This is a genomic window from Syntrophothermus lipocalidus DSM 12680, assembly GCF_000092405.1.
In the GTDB taxonomy this organism is placed as follows: Bacteria; Bacillota; Syntrophomonadia; order Syntrophomonadales; family Syntrophothermaceae; genus Syntrophothermus; species Syntrophothermus lipocalidus.
This window is the reverse complement of the sequence record NC_014220.1, coordinates 995,891-1,017,031: the sequence shown is the minus strand read 5'-3', so window position 1 is coordinate 1,017,031 and position 21,141 is coordinate 995,891. Positions and strand designations below refer to the sequence as shown.

At 49.5% G+C, this 21,141-nt stretch carries 24 protein-coding genes; all 24 read right to left on the bottom strand.

Translation table 11 applies throughout. From position 1 onward, the window contains the following. Positions 1–109: 109 nt before the first annotated feature. On the bottom strand, positions 110–793 hold the full coding sequence (gene rpsB / locus SLIP_RS04865) for a 30S ribosomal protein S2 (RefSeq protein ID WP_423218581.1): 684 nt from the start codon (positions 791–793) through the stop codon (positions 110–112). Positions 794–969: 176 nt separating this feature from the next. Then, entirely contained in the window at positions 970–1,422 is a 453-nt protein-coding gene (locus SLIP_RS04860; RefSeq protein ID WP_013175166.1) for a DUF6115 domain-containing protein, read from the bottom strand. Positions 1,423–1,432: 10 nt separating this feature from the next. Further along, complete coding sequence (locus SLIP_RS04855) at positions 1,433–1,759, bottom strand: hypothetical protein (protein ID WP_013175165.1); 327 nt, start codon at positions 1,757–1,759, stop codon at positions 1,433–1,435. Positions 1,760–1,782: 23 nt separating this feature from the next. Further along, positions 1,783–3,183 (bottom strand): FapA family protein, encoded by a 1,401-nt coding sequence (locus SLIP_RS04850; RefSeq protein WP_013175164.1) that lies wholly within the window; start codon positions 3,181–3,183, stop codon positions 1,783–1,785. Between the two features lie 30 nt (positions 3,184–3,213). Then, positions 3,214–3,990 carry a FliA/WhiG family RNA polymerase sigma factor gene (locus SLIP_RS04845; RefSeq protein WP_013175163.1) on the bottom strand — a complete coding sequence of 259 codons (777 nt, stop codon included), beginning with the start codon at positions 3,988–3,990 and terminating at the stop codon, positions 3,214–3,216. Continuing rightward, entirely contained in the window at positions 3,991–4,476 is a 486-nt protein-coding gene (locus tag SLIP_RS04840; protein ID WP_041432739.1) for a chemotaxis protein CheD, read from the bottom strand. Beyond that, positions 4,476–5,102 (bottom strand): chemotaxis protein CheC, encoded by a 627-nt coding sequence (locus tag SLIP_RS04835; protein ID WP_041432738.1) that lies wholly within the window; start codon positions 5,100–5,102, stop codon positions 4,476–4,478. Before SLIP_RS04835 ends, SLIP_RS04840 begins: the two co-directional genes overlap by 1 nt. A 51-nt stretch (positions 5,103–5,153) precedes the next feature. Next, positions 5,154–5,612, bottom strand: coding sequence for a chemotaxis protein CheW (locus tag SLIP_RS04830; protein WP_013175160.1), 459 nt, complete (start codon positions 5,610–5,612; stop codon positions 5,154–5,156). A 19-nt stretch (positions 5,613–5,631) separates the two neighbouring features. Then, a complete protein-coding gene (locus tag SLIP_RS04825) occupies positions 5,632–7,707 on the bottom strand; it encodes a chemotaxis protein CheA (RefSeq protein ID WP_013175159.1) in 2,076 nt (691 codons plus the stop codon). Positions 7,708–7,726: 19 nt separating this feature from the next. Further along, complete coding sequence (locus SLIP_RS04820) at positions 7,727–8,806, bottom strand: protein-glutamate methylesterase/protein-glutamine glutaminase (protein WP_013175158.1); 1,080 nt, start codon at positions 8,804–8,806, stop codon at positions 7,727–7,729. Between the two features lie 20 nt (positions 8,807–8,826). Beyond that, positions 8,827–9,477 carry a flagellar brake protein gene (locus tag SLIP_RS04815; protein WP_013175157.1) on the bottom strand — a complete coding sequence of 217 codons (651 nt, stop codon included), beginning with the start codon at positions 9,475–9,477 and terminating at the stop codon, positions 8,827–8,829. A 19-nt stretch (positions 9,478–9,496) separates the two neighbouring features. Then, positions 9,497–10,393 (bottom strand): MinD/ParA family protein, encoded by an 897-nt coding sequence (locus tag SLIP_RS04810; protein ID WP_013175156.1) that lies wholly within the window; start codon positions 10,391–10,393, stop codon positions 9,497–9,499. Further along, on the bottom strand, positions 10,393–11,553 hold the full coding sequence (flhF, locus tag SLIP_RS04805; RefSeq protein ID WP_013175155.1) for a flagellar biosynthesis GTPase FlhF: 1,161 nt from the start codon (positions 11,551–11,553) through the stop codon (positions 10,393–10,395). The genes SLIP_RS04810 and flhF overlap by 1 nt, the downstream gene beginning before the upstream one ends. Beyond that, a complete protein-coding gene (gene flhA, locus SLIP_RS04800; RefSeq protein WP_013175154.1) occupies positions 11,550–13,595 on the bottom strand; it encodes a flagellar biosynthesis protein FlhA in 2,046 nt (681 codons plus the stop codon). Before flhA ends, flhF begins: the two co-directional genes overlap by 4 nt. A gap of 482 nt (positions 13,596–14,077) precedes the next feature. Further along, positions 14,078–15,178: a flagellar biosynthesis protein FlhB gene (flhB, locus tag SLIP_RS04795; protein ID WP_013175153.1), complete on the bottom strand. Its 1,101-nt coding sequence runs from the start codon at positions 15,176–15,178 to the stop codon at positions 14,078–14,080. A 7-nt stretch (positions 15,179–15,185) separates the two neighbouring features. Next, the gene (gene fliR / locus SLIP_RS04790) at positions 15,186–15,950 is read right to left on the bottom strand and encodes a flagellar biosynthetic protein FliR (RefSeq protein WP_013175152.1); all 765 of its coding nucleotides are present in this window, start codon (positions 15,948–15,950) and stop codon (positions 15,186–15,188) included. 22 nt (positions 15,951–15,972) lie between these two features. Continuing rightward, positions 15,973–16,248: a flagellar biosynthesis protein FliQ gene (fliQ, locus tag SLIP_RS04785; protein ID WP_013175151.1), complete on the bottom strand. Its 276-nt coding sequence runs from the start codon at positions 16,246–16,248 to the stop codon at positions 15,973–15,975. Between the two features lie 87 nt (positions 16,249–16,335). Further along, the gene (gene fliP / locus SLIP_RS04780; RefSeq protein WP_013175150.1) at positions 16,336–17,115 is read right to left on the bottom strand and encodes a flagellar type III secretion system pore protein FliP; all 780 of its coding nucleotides are present in this window, start codon (positions 17,113–17,115) and stop codon (positions 16,336–16,338) included. Beyond that, a complete protein-coding gene (locus tag SLIP_RS04775) occupies positions 17,108–17,755 on the bottom strand; it encodes a flagellar biosynthetic protein FliO (protein ID WP_013175149.1) in 648 nt (215 codons plus the stop codon). Before SLIP_RS04775 ends, fliP begins: the two co-directional genes overlap by 8 nt. A gap of 15 nt (positions 17,756–17,770) precedes the next feature. Next, positions 17,771–18,133 carry a response regulator gene (locus SLIP_RS04770; protein WP_013175148.1) on the bottom strand — a complete coding sequence of 121 codons (363 nt, stop codon included), beginning with the start codon at positions 18,131–18,133 and terminating at the stop codon, positions 17,771–17,773. An 18-nt stretch (positions 18,134–18,151) separates the two neighbouring features. Then, positions 18,152–19,354: a flagellar motor switch phosphatase FliY gene (gene fliY, locus SLIP_RS04765; protein WP_013175147.1), complete on the bottom strand. Its 1,203-nt coding sequence runs from the start codon at positions 19,352–19,354 to the stop codon at positions 18,152–18,154. Then, complete coding sequence (fliM, locus tag SLIP_RS04760; RefSeq protein WP_013175146.1) at positions 19,347–20,339, bottom strand: flagellar motor switch protein FliM; 993 nt, start codon at positions 20,337–20,339, stop codon at positions 19,347–19,349. The genes fliY and fliM overlap by 8 nt, the downstream gene beginning before the upstream one ends. A gap of 49 nt (positions 20,340–20,388) precedes the next feature. Further along, a complete protein-coding gene (locus SLIP_RS04755; protein ID WP_013175145.1) occupies positions 20,389–20,871 on the bottom strand; it encodes a flagellar basal body-associated FliL family protein in 483 nt (160 codons plus the stop codon). 57 nt (positions 20,872–20,928) lie between these two features. Further along, positions 20,929–21,123: a flagellar FlbD family protein gene (locus SLIP_RS04750; protein ID WP_013175144.1), complete on the bottom strand. Its 195-nt coding sequence runs from the start codon at positions 21,121–21,123 to the stop codon at positions 20,929–20,931. Between the last annotated feature and the right edge of the window lie 18 nt (positions 21,124–21,141).

The window sequence follows — 21,141 nt, the reverse complement described above, 5'->3', positions numbered from 1 at the left end:
CTAACTTTATCTCAAAAAAAGGGGTGATATCAAGGCATAAACCTTATCCACCCCATAAACCGCAACCCCATTTTACCCTACCCGACTGTTCTTCAATCTCGAAGCCGGGTTAAGCACTCGCCTGTTCTCCCTGTTTCCCTTCGAGCACCGCATCGGCGATCTTTGACGTTATTAACTTCACCGCTCTAATGGCGTCATCGTTGCCAGGTATAATGTAATCGATCTCGTCCGGGTCACAGTTGGTGTCAACAATACCTATTACCGGTATTTTGAGCTTCCTGGCCTCGGCAACCGCGATCTTCTCTTTGCGAGGATCAACTACATAAACAGCCCCGGGCAATTCATCCATGTCCTTGATGCCTCTCAAGAAACGCTCCAGCTTTTCCCGCTCCGCCCTCAAACGAGCAACTTCCTTCTTCGGAAGTAGCTCGAAAGCACCTTCTTCTTCCATTTTTTCCAGTTCCTTAAGGCGATATACACGTTTGCGGATGGTCTTGAAGTTGGTGAGCATCCCCCCAAGCCATCGCTGGTTCACGTAAAACATCCCGCAACGGGTAGCTTCGTCTTTGATGGTTTCCTGGGCCTGCTTTTTGGTACCGACAAACAGTATGGTCTTCCCTTCTGAAACCATGCTTCTAACGAAATCAAAAGCTTCTTCAAATTTCTTGACTGTTTGCTGCAAATCGATGATGTAAATCCCGTTGCGTTCCATATAAATATACGGAGCCATTTTGGGGTTCCAGCGTCGGGTCTGATGACCGAAGTGAACGCCGGCTTCCAACAACTGTTTCATTGTTACAATCGACACGCTCCCACCTCCTTCCTCAAGTTGTACCGCCGCTCCGTCATTCCCCGGGGAAACTCATAGAGCACCACCCTCGGAGTCAGAAAGCGTGAGAGATATGGGATTTAACCCCCGAATAACCAAACGTTAGTATACCATAAAACAGATAAAGCTTGCAACTCCTATCAGCTGCAAGCTTCTTTTCTGCGATGAAGGTCGAGAATAAGCTGAACCTCGCCTTGCCCTCGGCCTAATACCTCCGCAATCTCCTGCACTGTCAACCCTTGTTCTTTCAACCGCGGGACGACGAGATAAGGATGAGCCCGCCTGAGGTCCTCGATACTAAATGGTAAAGGCGTTCTCCCAGCCTTTGCTTTGTCTGCGTGGTGTTCTTTCCCGGCACCATTCACAATTTCAGCCCGTTTTATTCTTTCGTCCAGCGACTGTGCCAAATTCCGAGATAACAGTACAGCGTTCTCCATAGCCGCTTCCAGGTCTTTCTTAACCAGTACGGCTTCATCCAACACATCTCTCATCTCGGAGGTAAACTCCTTTACAAACCTATCCTGTTGAAGAACACTGTATAACGCAGTCACAATTAAGGCGACAGCCGTCACCATCAATATCAACCAACTCAAAAACGCCACCTCACGCCTTAATGTCAATCCTGCCGCCAAGCCCGGGGCTTTCCCACAATGGCCCTTGTTCTAATTTATTCTCTTCATTTTCTGTTTTTCCTGCCGCAGCCTGCCGTTTTTTGTCCTTTCTTCCCTTTTCTTCGCGTTCGCGGATCAGGGCTTTCTGTCCCTCCAAAGAAGGGTTGATGGTGTTCTCATTCCGTACCGTCTGTTGAAGTAGCTGGGCCGTAAGCTCCTGTTGCTGGTTTTGATTGGCTTGTTGTTGATTATGCTGTACCCTCGCTACTTCGCTCGACCGCGGAATCAGCACCTGCAGGTCAACCGTACGAACCGTCATATCACCGCCCCCCTTGCAGGCCTCTAGACAGCAGAAGTCAGGCGAATATCCCCGCTTTCCAAAACGAACATAGCGTTTTTAATGGGATCGTTAACCGTGTACATGGCTTTGCCCATACAGACGTGCACGCCAGGATACACTACATCGAACACCTTTATCCTGCCGTGTTGTGATCGATTAAACTCTTCTTCCAAAGCCTTGTAACGCTCCTCCATCTGTCTCACCTCAGCCGCCAAAGCCTTGTAATCCTGAAGCATTTTCAGCAGAGCCAGGCGGCGTTTATCCGACAGGTTCTCGGCTAATAAGCCTTTTTGTAGCACCTGAAGGTTTTGGGCCATGGTTTCAAGAGACTTCTTCTTTTCCCGGTACTCTTTGGCCAAAACCCGGTACTCTTCGCGTAGCAGGGGATCGGTGCCGACCTCGAGAACGGTTTGAGTAGCCAAAGACGACCCTATCACCCGGGCCGATATCTCATCTCTGGCCTGAACGTGTCCCCCGACAATCGCCCCTTTCTTACCCTCGGCCCTTACTGTTCTCCCGGCAGATACGCGGGCCTGAATAATCGAATCGGTCGCCACAACGTCCTGGCCGGCAATAACGCGGGCATTCTCAATGTACCGGGCCATTACGCTGCCTTGCGCTTGGACCAGAGCACGGTCCGCTCCCGCGATACCCTGTCGGACCAAGATATTGCCTCCCGCTTCTACCGTAGCCGCTTCGACAACGCCGTAGATTTCGACATTCCCCCCCGCTCTCACCTTAAAACCGCTGGTAACCGCTCCTCGAATAACCACATCCCCGACAAAATCTATGTTACCCGAAGCGAAATCAACATCACCGCCGACCTCATAAACCGGCTCCACCGCGATCTTATCTTCCACCACCCGCACGTGACCGTCGATAGTGCTATACAGATTATGTCCGGTTTCGTCGAGCACCGTGTTTCTCCCTCGACGGATAATCGCCGCCTTGCCGGGCTTAGCCGGAACCGGCTTGCCCGTGACCGTCATGCCGGGTGTTCCTGGAGTCGGGTCTAGCTTAACCGCCAACAGCTGACCCTTCTGCACGTTTTGGATAAGGTTGAGGTTACGGTAATCAACCCTGCCGTCAGCCGTTTCTGCAGGCCCTGTCCTTTCCGCTATCGAAAACTTGTATTCCACTCTACCATCTTGTCCGTTTACCGGAGGAGTCCCCTGAGCTATCAATACCAGCCGACCCCAGCTTTCAGGGCTCAAAGCCTCCCTTATCTTAGGAAGGTCAACACCGTGTACCACCCCGGATTGAGCGACAAGCTCTAGCACTTGCTCATACCCAACCTCAACCGTTCCCTCCGGTCCTGGTTCTACAATCAGATACGCTGTCATTTCATCTGGGGATACTCGAACCTTCACCGACAAACTCCTAGCCTCAATTGATTCCGCCACTGTCTCCCCCCTTTTACTTTGAGGGTATCGCTAAAAGACGTCGTTTTTTTTCTTTCCCAGCCGCCCTCTCAGTCTCAGAATAGCCTTGGTATGTAGCTGCGAAATCCGGGACTCAGACAGCCCCAGCACCTCACCGATTTCCTTCAGAGTAAGTCCCTCATAATAATACAGGGTTACTACCGTCCTTTCCTTTTCCGGCAACAAAGCAATGGCTTCAGCCAGCAATCGTTTGGATTCTTCGAATTCGATGAGTTCCAGTCCATCTTCTGCCCGCTCGTCTTTAATGACGTCGGCGATACGTTTGTTCTTATCCCCTTCATCCCCGGGTATAAGATCTTCTAAGTATATTATCGTCGCCAGATTAACTTCTTTCAATAAATTCTGAAATTCTGGTATAGACATCCCAAGTTCACAAGCCATCTCCTCATCCGTAGCCGCCCGGCCCAAGCGATGTTCCAACAAACAATAAGCCTTCTCCAACTCCTTGGCCTTGTGCCGTAAGGACACAGGTATCCAGTCCATAGCCCTTAACCCGTCGATGATTGCGCCTTTTATCCGGGCCAAAGCATACGTTTCAAACTTCACTTTTCGTTTGGGATCAAAACGGTGGACGGCATCGATAAGCCCTTCTATGCCATACGATATGAGTTCGTCGAGCTCTACTTGATGGCTTGACAAATTCGGAAATAACCGCGCGGCTATGTATTTGACTAACCCGGCATAATGAAGAATCAATTCGTCTCTGGCTTCAATATCTCCCTCATCTTTGTACCGAGACCATAACTCCGGAAGGTCTTTCGCGGCCATCTATATAACCCGCTCCCCGTGCCCGATGGTCTTCACCAACAAATCCCCGGTTTCGATATCGAATACAATAGTACGACCGAAATTCCCCCCTGTGTCTTTAGCCACCAGTTTGATGCCATGTCTCCTGAGGTTTTCCTCTACGGCTTGAACGTTGCGTTCCCCTATCCTCATGATGTCACTGTCTCCCGCAAAGCGAAACATTTGAGCCCCGCCCGCTATTTTAGCTGTAAACCGAGCTCGGTTACCCCCGGTTTTCTCCATTTCATCCACCAGCATATCAAGAGCCGTGTCGGCAAACTTGGCCCGGTTTTGGACGTTTTTCGCCTGAAGGCTGGCCGGCAACATAACGTGAGCCAATCCGCCCAGTTTTGCCGTTTTATCATACAAACACACCCCAACGCACGAACCCAAACCGGCGCTCATGAGTTTATCCGGAGCTTTTGCCACTCTGAGATCCGCCATGCCTACTTGGATAATCTGAGCCATCATCCGTTCACCCCAAGTGCCGAAAGTATCGTTTGCAGTGCTCCCGGTTCGGGTAGAACAAAAAAGTGTCCAACCACGTCTTGCCCCTCTTTTTTAAACTCCGTTTCGAGCATGAGCACGTAGTCCCCTATCGCTCCGAACTGGGCCAATACCGCATTGAGAATGGCTCCAGCCATGTCCATACCTAACGCCGGGACCGAAGGTATGAGGGTGAGTCCTGTAAACATAGCCAGAGCGTTCAAATAAGTAGACGCGATTATATTGCCTACCTCCTGCAGAGCAGAAACCTCAATCTCATCCAGGGTCTGAGTGACACCCAAATTCCTTCCCATCAACATGTCCACCAGATGCAAAGCGTTTTCTACTGGCATTACAAACAAGATGCTTGCCCTGGCTGATCCGGTGACACCCAGATAAACCCCAACCACGAAGCGGTCGGCTCCCCCTGTCAAATCCGGAACTTCTCCAAGAGGCAAAATGTTCACTCTGGGTACCGTCATCTCGATCTTGCTGTTTATCATCTGGGCTAAGGCTGTGGCAGCGTTTCCCGCCCCGATGTTCCCTACTTCTCGCAGCGCGTCTAATTGTAGTCCCGAAAGCTGGTTAAAATCACTGATCAAGCACATCACCTCTTCCCATTACCTGGAACGTTTCTTTCCGGATCTTGGACATCGACCTCAGATTTCCAGTAGCTTTGCTAGGTTCAGAAGGATGATCAGCCTCCCATCCATCTTCCCGACTCCGCTTATAAAATCGGCATCAAGAGAACCGTACACCCGCGAGGCCTGTTCGATGTCAGTAACCTTAAGTCTTGACACCTCTGTAACCTCATCGACAATGATTCCGGCCCGTATATCCTGATATTCGAAGACTATTATCCGGGTTTCCTCGGTTTTCTCTAACTTTCCTAGCCCGAAACGCTTGTGAAGATTAATGAGAGGAATCACGTTGCCCCGTAAATTAATTACCCCTTCGATGCAGTACGGGGCCTTCGGAACCCGAGTAACGCGCAGCAGTTTGTTTATTTCTTGCACTGAGAGGATGTCGACCGCGTACTCCTCTTGTCCTAATTTGAAGACCACAACCTGAATTTCTTCTGTACTGGTAGCGTTTTGGTTTTCAGCTAACAATTCCATCCCGCTTCACCGTCCTTTGCTAAAAAAGTGTACCGACGTCCAGAATCAGAGCTACTTGCCCGTCTCCCAAGATGGTGGCTCCTGCCAGCCCTCCAATACCACTGAGAAGCTTACCTAACGACTTAATTACGATGTCTTGCTGCCCAATAAGGTTGTCGCAGACCAGCCCCGTACGCTTGTCTCCCTTTCTCACCACCACGACGTATACGGAATCGTCAGCTCCCTGTTCTTTCGGTACCTGTAACAGCTGATGTAGCCGGGCCAAGGGCAAGACACTGCCCCGCAGCAAAACCACCTCTTGGTTCTGGACCAGTTTTATCTCGTCACGGCTCAACATCGTAGTCTCGTCAACCGAACCCAAAGGGATGGCGTAGGTTTCATCTCCAACCCCAACCAACAAGGCTTGAATAATAGCCAGAGTCAGAGGCAGCCTTATACGGAAGATAGTTCCTTTCCCCGGCTGGAACTCCACGCTAATATCACCATTTAAGGACTCGATCTTGCTCTTTACCACGTCTAAGCCCACCCCGCGCCCAGAAACGTCAGTCACGTTTTCTGCCGTGCTGAACCCGGGCCTGAATAAGAGCGAAATGGCACTGTCCGCGTCCATCTGCTCCGATTCCTTTGGAGTAATCATCCCCTTCTCTAACGCCTTCCTTTTGATATCCTGAACGCTTATGCCTTTACCATCATCGATGACTTCTATGAAAACATTATTACCCTCATGCCGGGCTGAAAGCTTTACCAAGCCGATTCGGGGCTTGCCCAGCGCCACCCGTTCTTCGGGGATTTCCAAACCATGGTCGATTGCATTGCGGAGCAGGTGCATTAAGGGATCGCCTATCTCATCGATTACCGTTCTATCCAGCTCAGTCTCTTCCCCTTCGAGAATGAAATTGACCTCCTTCTCCAATTCATGGGCCAGGTCTCTGACCATACGCGGGAAACGATTAAACACCTGTTTGATAGGTACCATCCTGACTTTCATAACTTCGTTTTGAAGGTCAGTGGTGATGCGATCAATCTGCTCGATGGTTTCGTTCAGTTCGGTTATCTTCTGGGATTGACCGATCTGCTCCAAACGCCCTTTGTTGATAACCAGTTCTCCTACGAGATTCATCAGGTTATCCAATCGCTGGATGTCGACCCGGACGGTTTGCCTGATTTTCTGGACCCTTTCTTGAGTCGGGCCAGAATCCCCAGCTATATCTGAATCTTTGGTCGGCTGCTTGGATGATTCCGTTGTTGTCACCTGACCCGTTTTAACGGATGGGGGTGCAGTGTAAAATGCACCAGCGTTAAGTTTCTGTATGTCGGCAACGCGAATCTCCGATATCTGCTCCAACCGAGAGCGGATATCGTCTTCTTCGGCCTTCGATACCAGTATGACCGCAAACCCTTCCCCGTACCGTCCTTCGTCCAGTTCCTGGGCCGGTGGATCGGATTTGATGACATCTCCATCCTCCTCCAAGGCTTTGAAAACCATAAAGGCTCGAACCTGTTTCATTAGGCAGTCTGGGTCCACCAACACCTTTATATAAAACACGTTCAGCTGTCGGGCAAACGCCTCGCGTATCACCGCTAACTCGTACTCGTTCATGTCCGGCACTATAGGAGGTTCGGATGGCTCTGGTTCCAACGCTTCTGGCGACACAGGTTCCGCTATGGCTGCAGCGTGTTGCACTCCCGTCTCTTTTTCCTCTACCAGTTCCCGGTTTCTTATCTGGTCGAGCAGGTCAACCAGGTCAGAACTGTTGATTCCCCCAGACCCGCCTTCCCGGATGTTATCCAGCATCAACTGCAACCTGTCCAGACACCTAAACAAAACGTCAACCGTAAAAGTATCGGCTGACAGCTCGCCTTCTTTCAAATCGTCCAAGACGTTTTCCATGTGATGGGTGAGGTCTGCCATGTCGTCAAACCCCATGGTAGAAGACATACCCTTCAAGGTATGAGCCGACCGAAAAATCTCATTGAGAACGCTCAAATCGTCCGGCTTTTTCTCCAATTCCAGTAGTTTTTGGTTCATGTTGTCCACATGTTCCCTGCTCTCGTCTAGAAACAGATCCAGGTACTGAGACATATCCATGTTCATAAGACGACCACCTCCGAACCTATAACATTCTTTGAATCTCCTGGGCAATCTCGGGCAAAGGAACCACCTTGTCCACCTGTCCAGTCTCTATCGCTGCTTTCGGCATCCCAAAGACTATACAGGTCGAGGAATCCTCCGCTATAATCTTAGCCCCTCTCTTTTTCAGGTGTATCACTCCTTTGGCTCCGTCCTGGCCCATGCCGGTCATTATTACTCCCACAATATGTCCCCAGAAACTCCTGGCCACCGATTCGAACATGGCGTCAACCGAAGGGCGATGACCAGACACAGGGGGATCAAAAGTAAGATTGACCAAAAGCCGGCCAGGCCCGGTTTCCTTATCAGTCATCACCAGCAGGTGATAGTCACCAGGGGCTATGTAGGCTGTTCCCGGAGCAATGACTTCTCCATGCTCGGCTTCCTTAACTCTAAGGCCCGATATCCCGTCAAGTCTTGCTGCCAAGGAGGCGGTGAATCCCGGTGGCATGTGCTGAACAATTAATACCCCTGCTTCAAGATCACCCGGCAGGCGGGGAATAACCTCGTGCAAAGCTTTTGGTCCCCCGGTCGATGTGCCGATCAACACCAGTTTTTCAAGACGACCGCCAACAGGCCTGGAAAGAGGTATCCCCGGACTTACCGGTCTTGCGACCGAACCCAAACTGCCCGCCCCCGAAAATAACCTCCGTATCTGAGGCCGGGCCAAAGCCGCTATCCTGACCTTACGCACAATGTCTTCGCTTACTTTGGCGATATCGAGGGAAATAGTACCTGAAGGCTTCGGCACAAAGTCTACAGCCCCTAACTGCAAAGCTTTCATGGTCATTTCGGCTCCATTTTGGGTCAGACTGCTGAGCATGACTACCGGTACCGGGTCAGTTTCCATGATTTTTTTCAGAGCCGTAATACCATCCATAACCGGCATCTCGACATCCAAGGTGACAACATCGGGGCCCAATTCTTGAGCTTTTTGCAGGGCCTCCTCTCCATTGCGGGCAACGCCGACGACCTGCATATCGTTCTGGCTATTGATGATGTCGCTTATGACTTTTCTCATAAAAGCCGAGTCATCAACTACCAGTACTTTAATCTTCTTCATGCGATGTTCACCCCTCTTGCCTAATAAAGGCCTTTCTTGAGGCGTTCTCTCTGTACTTCAAAAATGAACTTCACCAGAGCGTCTCTCTGTCCTTCTTTTATGTCCACGAATTCGCATGCTACTCGGTATCCTCTGCTCTCTTTTTCTTCCGGTGGCACTATCCTGCGCACGATAGCCGGGCTAATAAACGGCTCCCTTTCTGGCAACTCCAGCCTTATACGTATTCGGCTTCCTATTCTCAACCAGTCTGCCCGGGTAACGAACAGTACGCCGCCCCCACTGAGATTTAAAGTTCGCCCCTCTTCCACTTTCTCGAACTGGCCATCAGAAAAATAAAAAGTTACGGGCAAACCTATCTCGATCCTTACCCAGTTCCGACGTTGTACTTTTTCCACGTCCTGGGAATGGGCCAAAACCACTACCGGAACCCGGTTTTGTTTACGAGCGATAATGTCTGTTTTAAGGCAATACACCTCCTGGTCTTGCATGAAGTAGACCCTCACTACATCCCCAATCCTCAAGGGAATGAGTGCCCCGTGTTTTATAGGAACTGCCAGACAAACCCCTTCTTCAACTACCTCTTCTACCCGGCTTGGATAAACCCCTTTATAAGCTGGCATGTCAGTTTCAATTTCTACCAACTGGTTAATCCTTAAATCTCTGGAATCCAATTCCTTTCCTCCTTGCATCTTACCTGAGAAAAGAAGTCAAGTTACGGAAGAAACTCCGGAGTCCAGAAGCCTTTACCGGAACCTTGTCCCCGCCACTTTTGTCATGCAGCTTGCGCGCGATATCCCTTACATTTCGACTTACCTGACTATTAGGGTGGGAAACGAGAAACGGCTGCTGATTCTTAACCGCCACCTCTACCGCCCGGTCTTCGACCAAACATCCCAATAACTTCATTTCTACCCCCAAAAACCTTTCTCCTACGCTGATGAGTTTTTGAGCAACCAGAATACCCTCTGTTTCCGTTTCCACCCGATTGACCACGATATAAACCGCGCCGCGAGCTTGGCGATTTGAAGCAGCCTTGATAATACCATACGCGTCGGTAAGTGAGGTCGGCTCTGGAGTGGTGACAACCACGATGTCATCAGCAGCAGTAACATAACTCAGAACACTGTTGGAAATCCCCGCTCCGGTATCGATAATCATCAGATCGTACTCTCCATCCAATCTCCCCAGGTCTCTTATCACTGCCTGCAAAGCTTCTTCAGGGAGATTAGCCAGTTCCTGAATACCTGATCCCCCCGGAATTATCTCGAGCCCGCATGGACCGTGCAGGATAATCTCTTTTATGCCCTTTTCTCCACGGATAACGTGGTACAAGTTGTACTTGGGAGCTAACCCTAAGATGATATCGACATTAGCCAAGCCCATGTCCGCGTCGAGTAAAACGATTCTGAGTCCCGATTCGGCTAAGGCCAGTGCCAAGTTCAGTGCCAGGTTGGTTTTCCCTACTCCTCCCTTGCCGCTGGTCACCACCACAACCCGGGTATGCTTCATACCGCGGACCAAATCATTTTCGATCCTGGTTTTAAGGCTCTTGGCCATAAGCCTGAGTCTTTCGGCTTGGTCTTTCATCAAACCGATACCTCTCCCAGTATCATCTTCGCCAAGTAGCTGGGGTCTGGAACCATTATGTCATCCGGTACGTTTTGTCCGTTAGTGATGTAAGCGAGCCCCGTTTTCGTTTTGTAAGCCACGTTCAATATCTGCCCGAAACGTTCACACTCATCTACTTTGGTGAACACGAGTTTATCGATTCTAACCACGTTAAATCTCTGGTAAATCTCCAAGAGATCCAACGTAGGGGTATTGGTACTCAAAACCAGCAGGATTTCGTCTGGTTCAGCTACCCTGAGAAATTCGGCCAATTCGTTAATATGAGGCTCGTTTCTAGGGCTTCTCCCGGCGGTGTCGATGAAAATGACATCCTTGTCTTTATGTTTGGCCAAAGCCGTTTCTAATCCTTCTGGGTGAAAAACCACCTCTAGTGGAACCCCTATGATTTCGGCGTAAGTTTTGAGCTGCTCCACCGCAGCAATACGATAGGTATCGATAGTGACCAAACCTACCCTTTTCCTTTCTAATAGGGCAAAATTAGCGGCCAGTTTAGCTATAGTTGTGGTTTTGCCAACGCCGGTCGGACCGATCATCGCTACTACTCTGGGCCTGCCTCGGTTAAACTCTATAGGCTTAGGCTTCTTAAACATGGACCCCAGTACCTCAGTACATACCCCCATCATGTCCTCGTCATGATGACCTTCCTCGGTCTCAATCCTCTGCTTCACCGATTGCGCAATTCGAAAGGCCAGTTTCTCATTGACCTGGTTATTGACCAGAGCTTTATAAAGTGACTGTACCGATCGCGGCATCCCCTTTAGCTTATCCTTTTCCTCCAGTTTATGGTTGAGATCAGCCATCATCTGTTTCATTTCGCGTAGCTCTTCAAGAAGCTCGTCAGCCTTTTCTGGTAGTTCCTTGTTAACGGCAACAAAAGTGTCTTCCGAAACCATCGGTACCGGCTTCGATTCCGCCCTAAGTGTATCGTGGCTTGCGGCTTGGGCAACTTCTTCATCCAGGGCTACCGTGATCTCGATTCGGGGCCGAGCGAAAAGACCAAAAAAACCGCCCTGCTTAAACTTACGAGTATGGATTATCATGGCATCTCGCCCCAGCTCAAGCCGGGCTTGTTTCACCGCTTCCTGGAGACTATCGGCCACATACCTTCGGATCTTCATACCGACACCATCCCTGCTACTTCCAGTTCAATCCCAGGTTCGATTTCATTGTACGATAACAGAACCAGATTAGGAACAAACCTTTCGATGAACCGCTTAAAATAGATACGCAAGATCGGTGCTACAAGAAGCATAGGTATGCTTCCCTTTCGTGCCAAGTGTTCACTGTGCTTCCGTATCTCATTTACCAGCTTCTGCGCCATATCCGGTTCTAACACCAGATAAGAACCAAACTCGCTTTGCTGAACTGATTCTCTCAGTTTTTCCTCCAAACCAGGCTCAATCGTCAGAACCACTAACTTGCCCTTGTCATCCACGTACTGTTTTGTAATATGCCTGCGCAAAGCCTGCCGAACATATTCGGTCAAAACATCCGTGTCTCGCGTTACCCTTGCATAGTCAGCCAAGGCTTCAAGAATGGAAACTACATCCCGGATCGACACCTGTTCCCGTAACAGGTTCTTCAACACCTTCTGTACGTCACCCAACGACAGAAGATCCGGAATAAGTTCGTTTACTACTGCCGGGTTTTGCTCTTTTATGTAATTGAGTATGTTCTGTACCTCTTGCCGTCCCAGGAGCTCATGCGCGTGCTCCTTAATAACCTGGGTCAAGTGAGTTGCCAAAACTGAAGGCGGGTCTACAACGGTAAAGCCTTTCAACTCCGCTATTTCTCGTTCGGATGAATCTATCCATTTGGCAGGCAAATTGAATGCAGGCTCCGTGGTCAGTACCCCTTTGATGTCTTTGTCCTCTTCTATGCCTGGCCCTAAAACCAAATAACTGTCTAACATTAGTTCTCCCGCGGCAATCTCCATTCCCTTGATCTTGATGCTGTAAGCGTTCGGTTTCAGCTGCATGTTATCTCGAATGCGGATCGGGGGTACTATGAATCCGAGTTCGGTTGCGCACTGCCTGCGAATCATGACAATCCGGTCGAGAAGATCTCCCCCCTGGTCGGCGTCAACCAACGGTATCAAGGCATAGCCGAGTTCCATCTCCATTTTCTCTACCTGCAGCAGCTCCACAACGTTTTCTGGCTTCCTTATTTTAGCCGCTTCTTCTGCTTCAGCCGGTATTTGCGGTTCTACGTTCTCTGGTGTGCTCCTACGCAGGGTATAAAAGAGAGCACCGAACACAGCGGCCATGAAAAACATAGGCCCTTTAGGAAGGCCTAGAAATCCCAAAACAACCAGAACTGCCGCCGCAATTCCCAGAGCTTTGTAATGTGCCAGCAACTGCTTGGTCAACTCCTCGCCCAGGTTAGCTTGTGAAGCGCTTCTAGTTACCACAATACCGGTAGCCGTGGATAGAAGCAAAGCCGGTATCTGGGTCACCAGGCCGTCGCCCACAGTAAGGATTGTGTAGGTCTTAGCCGCTTGGTTGATAGACATGCCCATCCGTGCCATCCCAATAATCAAGCCACCTACGATGTTTATCATCAGAATAACGATAGCGGCAATCGCATCCCCTTTTACAAACTTGCTGGCTCCATCCATAGCCCCGTAAAAGTCGGCTTCCCTCTGAATCTCTTTTCTCCGTTCCCTAGCCTCGTTCTCATTTATCAATCCGGCGTTTAAATCAGCATCTATAGCCATCTGTTTGCCCGGCATGGCGTCCAACGTGAATCTAGCCGCCACTTCAGACACCCGTTCAGCTCCTCTGGTAATAACGATGAACTGGATAACAACCAAGATTAAAAATATCACAAGACCTACTACCATATCCCCGCGGACCACAAAGTCCCCAAACCGCTGGATGACATTGCCGGCGAATGCATCTAAAAGTATCAGCCGAGTCGAAGAAATGTTGAGGGAAAGCCTGAATAAGGTCATTATCAGCAAAATCGAAGGAAATACCGAAAAGTCCAAGGGACGCAAAGTGAACATACACACCATGAGGATGATAAGAGAAAAAGCGATATTGAAGGTTAGAAAGATGTCCAGGAGGTAGTAAGGCATAGGAATGATCATCATCATAACTATTATGATCAGCCCGACCGATAGCAATATGTCGCTGTTATTGAGCAACTTACCTAACAATGTCCCTACCCTCCTCCATGTCCTTGTCAGAAAACGGGCCACAGATTAACACAGATTTTCACTGATTAACACGGATGAACCTGCCTGGACATAGACACTCTTGACACCCGGAGGCGTCACTATTACAGGGTGAAAAAAGGGCCATTCAATCACAAGATTGATCATAATTATTCTGAACAATATGCCCCGAAAACGAGCCGCAGATGCCCACAGACCCGGCACTCAGCTCAAGTCTTTAACTATTAGCGGCTAGCGTTTTCGAGACCCAATAGCATGTTACAATTTTAGCCAGCTGACTGCCGGGCAGATGAACACCGATTTTCCCTAATTTGAAGATTTTCTAGGTTACCATTAAAGAAACCGAAGTTTTCACTCTCTAGTGGTGACTCGGATGAGAGTCATAAAGGTCTGCGTAAGTCAGCGTCTAATAAACATCTGTGCCAATCCGTGTCCATCTGTGCCCATCAGTGGCTAAGAAAACCTCACCCGAGATTACGTTTCTGGCGGTATACGAAAGCGAGTACCTCGGCCACGGCCTGATAAAGAGTTTCTGGAATCGGATCTCCGATCTCGGTTGAGTAATAGATAGTTCGAGCCAAAAATGGGTTTTCTACTAAGGCCACTTGGTGCTCCATAGCTACTTCTCTTATGCGCAAAGCCAGAAAGTCCTGCCCTTTAGCCGTTACCACTGGAGCTGTCATCGCTTCCGCTTCGTATTTCAAGGCCACAGCAAAATGGGTTGGGTTGGTTATTACAACATCGGCTTTGGGTACCTCGGCCATCATGCGGCGCATAGCCATTTCGCGCTGCTTTTGCCTCTGCTTGCTCCTTATCTGGGGGTCGCCTTCCGTTTGTTTGTATTCCTGTTTCAGTTCCTCCTTACTCATCCGCAGCGATTTCTCGTGCTCCCACCACTGGTACAAATAATCTAGTAAACCCACCACCAGTAAAACAACCCCGATTTTCATAGCCATCTCGAAAATGATGTTACCTAAAGACATCACCATGCTTACAGGCTCCATATCTACAAAACGGGGAAAAAGGTACAGGTTCTTTTTCAAGACCGAGTAAACCACCCAACCTGTTAGGACAACTTTGGCCACTGATTTGACCAGCTCGATCAGGGCACGCAGCGAAAATATCCTTTTAAACCCCTCGACCGGGTTAACGCGTTCTGGTTTTATAGATAACGGTTCCCCAGCAAAAACAAACCCTACTTGCAAGAGATTGACGAGTAATCCAGCCACCAAGACCGCTCCTATTACAGGAAAGGATATCTTAGCCATTAGCAGGATGGCATCCAGTAACATTACGTGAAACGTAGCCGGAGTCAATTGAGTCAGAGCCCTATCTGATAAATACCGGCTGAAAAATCCCTGTATCCCGGTTAACATATAGGGGGTTGTAAAATGCAGCACCGCGAATCCCACAAGCAATATGACGGCAGAGTTAAGGTCCACGCTCCGGAAAACCTGGCCTTTTCTCCGACTCTCTTGCCGCCGCCGCGGAGTCGCTTTCTCGGTTTTTTCGCCTCCTTCGGCAAACAGCTGCAGATCTAGTATCCAAACACCGCTTGTTTCCATCAGCTTATCACCTGGCCAAAAAGTACAAGGCCTGATCCAGGCAGTCAAAAAACTGGGCAAAAAGTACCTGCAACAACCACACGTAGACTGGGATGACCAAGAGCAACATGACAATTCCCCCCAGTATCTTTAAAGGCATGCCCACCAAAAAGATGTTCATCTGGGGTACCGTTCGGGCCATAAAGCCCAGAGCCGTATCCGCTACTAACAGGGCAGCTACTACTGGAGCGGCAATCTTCACCCCTAGCACGAACATATATCCCCCCAGCTTAACCAAAAAAGCGGTAAACCCCGGCTGAAACTTGGCTCCCAAAATCGGGATAACATCATAGCTGTGATAAACTGCTGACAGAAGCTGATGATGCCCGTCTATTCCCAAAAACACCAGAATAGCTAACAGATAATAAAAACTTCCCACTAAGGGAACTTGCATCCCGGATTGGGGATCCATCACATTGACAATACCGAAACCCATCTGCATATCTACCAACTGTCCGGCAAGCTGAACAGCCGCAAACAAAACATATCCTGCCAGTCCTAAAGCATAACCGGTGAATACCTCTACTGCCAAAGCGACCAAAAAAATACCGGTGTTATCGAGCTCTACTCGGGTCGAGATCGGCCTCACATAAGTTATTATCGCGGCCAGTAAAAGCCCCAAAAACACTTTGATCTGAACCGGTATTTGCCGGCTGGAGTAAACAGGTGCGGACAAGAACAAGCCCGAAACACGCGCAAAAACCAAGAGAAACTTGTCAATCTCTAACGGCACCAGGCCTCACACCCCGCCTCCATCACCGCAAGTCGATAAACTGAGGTATATTAACCAAAAGGTTATTGGCAAAGGCAACCATCGTATTGAGCATCCAAGGACCAAAAACTATGATAACCACCAGTACAACAATGATTTTTGGAACAAAGGTTAGAGTCTGTTCTTGAATCTGGGTAGTTGCCTGTAAAATACTTATTACCAAGCCGATCAACAGGCTCCCGAGCAAAATAGGAGCCGCAACCAACAGGGTAGCGTACACCGCTTCTTTAGCCAGGCCTAATACAACGTCTTGATACACCGCTTTCCTCCTTCCCCAACCAACAGAGATAACCTGTTTCGAACCACCTTCCAATCTATGTCCTTCCGTCTTGGACAAGGCGCCGGATCATCGAAAACTCATAAGGAGCGAGTTGACGACCAAGTTCCACCCGTCTACCAAGACAAACAGCAATATCTTGAAAGGGAGCGATATCATCATAGGTGGAAGCATCAACATTCCCATGGACATGAGGGCGCTGGAAACCACCATGTCGATAACCAAAAAAGGAACAAAGATGATAAACCCGATCTCAAACGCGGTCTTTAATTCACTGATAACAAAAGCCGGAATAAGCACGTAGTTAGGAACATCCCCGTAAGTGCGAGGACGCTGGATTTTCGCCATTTTCACGAACAACGCCAAGTCCTTTTCCCGAGTTTGTTTGAACATAAAAGTTCTCAGGGGCGCCATACCCCGAGTGAACGCCTGGTCCTGGGTTATTTCTCCCTGGAAATAAGGCTGCAAAGCCTTTTCGTTGACTTCTTTCCAGGTCGGAGCCATTACGAAAAACGTCAAAAACAAAGCCAAACCTACAAGAATCTGGTTGGGCGGCATCTGCTGGGTGGCCAGGGCACTCCTGACAAAAGACAACACCACGATTATCCTGGTAAACGAGGTAAGCAGTATTAATATCGCCGGCGCCAGCGACAAGATAGTAAGCAAAGCCAATATCTGCAAAGCTTGAGAAACCCCGGTTTCTCCCTGGGATTCACCGCCGATATTGATGCTGACCTGAGGAATCTGGAACTGTTGGGCTTGAGCCTCACCGGTCAAGCATACGACAACCATAATTAAGAAGGCCGCAAGCACAAAGCCGACAGCCACTACCCTGGCGACTTTATTCATTGTCGTCACCTCTCCCTGAGGTGTCTTGAGCCCTATCCCGGCCGGACCGAAGTCGTTCCAGATTCCGCAATTCCTCCTGCATCAGAGAATGAAAATACCGTTCCCGTTCTTTGGAGTTCCTGCCCTTCCCAATATTCAGAGCCTTTTGTGCCCGTTCCCAAAGAAGACTAGCCGGTATTGAAGACTGGGTTACCTTTCTTTCCTCAGCTTTCTTTATCATGTCTTCTATCAAGGCTTCATCGGTCACTTCAAAGAGGGTTGCCACCTGGTGATCCGTAACCCCCACGGCAAAAACTTTCCCCCCCACTTCACACAACATAATGCCGCGATTGGGGCCGATCATAACCTCGTCTAGCACCTGTATCCACTCGCCCTGCATTCGGCGTGTCATCTGCTTGCCCATCAAACGGATAACCAGCCAGGCACTACCGACGATGACTGCCAAGCTCAGTATCAAGCGAACCATAGCTCCAGCCATACCGGTACCGGGTTCAGCTTTCGGCTCCTCGTACTTGAGGTCTAGCTTCTGCTTCTCAATATCAGCCCCCAGCGCTCTTCCTATCTGGGAACAAAAACTCAAGAAAACAACCAGTAACATGAAGGCGAGCATCCAGCGATGTCGCCGAGAAAACCCAAACACCTTACCACTTCCTGCTCAACCTATTGCCTTGCTTACTGCTTCTACTACCCTTTCGGGTTGAAACGGTTTTACCACGAAATCCCTGGCTCCGGCTTGAATTGCGTCGATGACCATGGCTTGTTGCCCCATGGCGCTGCACATTATGATTTTGGCTCCTGGATCTATCTTCCTTATCTCCCTGACCGCCGTAATACCGTCCATTTCCGGCATCGTTATATCCATGGTTACCAGATCGGGGTTAAGTTCCTTGTACTTCTCCAAGGCCACCAAGCCGTTTTCCGCTTCACCTACCACCGCATAACCGTTTTTGGTCAAAATATCCTTTATCATCATCCGCATAAAAGCCGCATCATCTACCACCAATACCGTCTTAGCCATCAGGTCAACCTCCCCAGACTACTGAAGTTTACTGACTCTGTCCATAGGACTGATTATCGCGGTCACCCTAACCCCGTAGTTTTCGTCGATGACTACCACCTCTCCTTTAGCAATGAGCTTTCCATTAACCAGAATATCGACCGGTTCCCCGGCCAATTTTTCGAGCTGAACTATGGACCCTGGTCCCAGGTCCAGTATTTCCTTAATGGTCTTGCGGGTCCGCCCCAGTTCAACTGAAACGTTCAAAGGCACGTCCATTATTAGGCTGATGTTTTGTGGTTCAACATAGCGCACCTCGGGGGTTAAGGGAGCGAACTGCACCGGTTGCACTGCTATCTCGCTCTTCTTTACCCCCGCTCCCCCGGCAACCGTCTGGGCGAATGCCTGTTCATACAACGCCCCGCCGTTAACCGACGGCATAGAAAGAGGCGGAGGTGGCGGAACTATAGGTATTTCTTCTGGTTTGCCCCCCGAAGGAGTGCTGGTCTGGGGACCACTTACGCCTGCTAACGGTGGCGGGCTTGCCGCCACGGCATCGCTCGTTTCGGGGACACCCCCCATCAAGGTCGAAACCATGCTCTTCGCTGCCTCTAAGGGCATAATCTGCATTATCTCGCTGTCAACCAACCCTTCTATTTCCATGCGGAAGAGTATCTGTACAATGTCTTGATATTCCTGGCCTAGCTTGGCGTCAATGTTTTCTTTCCCCAAATCCACTAGGGTAAGCCGGGGCGGGGCTATCTCAATCCGCCGGTCAAACATGGAAGACAAACTCGTGGTGGCCGAGCCCATCATCTGGTTCATAGCCTCACTAACCGCACTCAGTTCAATTTCTCCTAACTCTTGTCCCCGACCGCTACCGTCTCCTCCCATCATTAAATCTGCGATTACAGCAGCGTCCTCTTTTTTTACCACCAGGATATTGCTTCCCGAAAGCCCGTCCGTGTACTCCACCTCGATGAGCAGGTAAGGCAAAGGATAGTCGGTCTGGAGTTGCTGCCTGGTTGTCAGCTTGACCTGAGGTGTAGTAATACTGACCTTACGGCGCAACAAGGTAGAAAGCGTAGTCGCAGCAGTCCCCATCGAGATGTTGCCGATTTCGCCAAGAACATCTCTTTCAGTGTCTGTCAGCGTGGCATCTGGTTTTTTTTCTTCATGAAAAGCAACCTCTCCACGCAAGAGAGCGTCTATTTCTTCCTGCGAGAGTATCCCATCAGGCATCATCATCCACCTCGCTTACAATTTCCGTAATCTTGAGAGCTAATCGGTTCCCTACTACCCCCGGTTTGCCCCGAAACTTGGGTTTCTGTCCAATAACCACTTCCAAGTCCTCGTCTAACCGCCGTTCCAATGGGATTACATCCCCCGGAGCCAGTTCTAACAGTTCTCTCACCGTTATGACCGTGCTCCCGATCAGTATCTTGACCGGAACCATAGCGTTCTCGATGCGGTTCTTTAGCACCAACGCGCTATCTTTAGACCGCTCTTTAACACTAGATGAGTAATAGTAGTTGACGTTCAGCTTCCCGGTAATGCTTTCCAACACCAAAAAAGGAATACAGATGTTAATGAGGCTGAGTACATCGCCGATCTTGGATTCCAAAGAGATTATAACCACCATTTCACTCGGAGACACGATCTGGGTGAATTGAGGATTAGACTCGATCCGGTCCATCACCGGCTGCAGCTCAATAATCCCGCTCCACGGTTCTTCCAGGTAACTCAACATCCTCTGGGCCAATCTCTCAATCAGTGTTATTTCTATTTCAGTTAAAGGGCGAATACGCTCTGGCGGCAAACCTGGACCTCCAAGAATCCGGTCCAGCATAGCAAAACCTAGATTAGGGTTTATCTCCATTATCGCACTACCCTCCAGAGGTTGAAGCGAAAAAACACACATGATAGTCGGGTTGGGTAGTGAGCGCATGAATTCATCGTACGTCAATTGCTCGACCGAAAGCACGTCGATCTGTACAGCAGCCCGCAATTGTGCCGACAGGTAGGTGCTAACCGAGCGCGAATAGTTTTCGAATATCACCTGCAGAGTGTGAAGCTGGTCTTTGGAGAACTTGTTAGGCCGCCTGAAATCGTAGAGCCGGATCTTTTTCTTCGTTTGCTCCTGCCGAAGCGAATCAGCATCAACTTCACCCCGGCTGAGAGCAGCCAGCAAAGCGTCTATCTCCTCCTGAGAAAGAATATCGCTCACCAAATCTCCCTCCGCTTAGTACGAGATACTCCCAGCCCCGGTTCCAACCTCATTGAACAATGAAACTGGTAAAGTAGACTCCTGTGACCTTTTCCCCGCCCAATTTGCGGTTCAAGCGCTCCTTAATCGTCTTGCGCAGGTTATCCCGGTTTCGCACGTCTAGATCTGCCACTGTCTGAGAGGAAAGGATCGAAAGTATTTCGTCTTTTACTACCGGCATCACCGTTTCTAACTCTTTCTCCACCTTCTTATCGGGGACCTGGAGATACACCTCGGCTTTCAAGTAGCGAGTTCCGTTTATGTCGTAAATGTTAGTGGTAAACTCTCCTGCTTCTACCAGCACTACCTCTCCAGATGATGACTTTTTCTCCTCTTCCTGGGGCAACAGCGGAGCCAAAAGACTGCGGATCATAAAGTAAGCCCCGCCCATGCACATCAGGAATACTACCAAACCTACCACGATTATCTGCAGATCAAGTCGTGACTTCGAACTCTTTTCTTTGCTGTCGCCGTTGTTCTTTTCCTCTGCCACCTGCCTCTAACCTCCCAGTTACAATGATGCTGAATAATAACAACTGGTAAATGTCGCTCAAAGCTTCAGGTTGGCGAATATTCTCCTTTTATATCGTATCATTTCTTCGCTAATTCTGGATACAGATTCACGCACAACCAACTTTTTACCCGTAGTCAAGGTAATTACCGTATCAGGGGTCTCCTCAAGGTATTCCACCATCTCCGGATTTAAAATGATCTTCTCTCCATTCAAACGGGTTAGCCTCAGCATGACTCTCTCCCCTTCCCC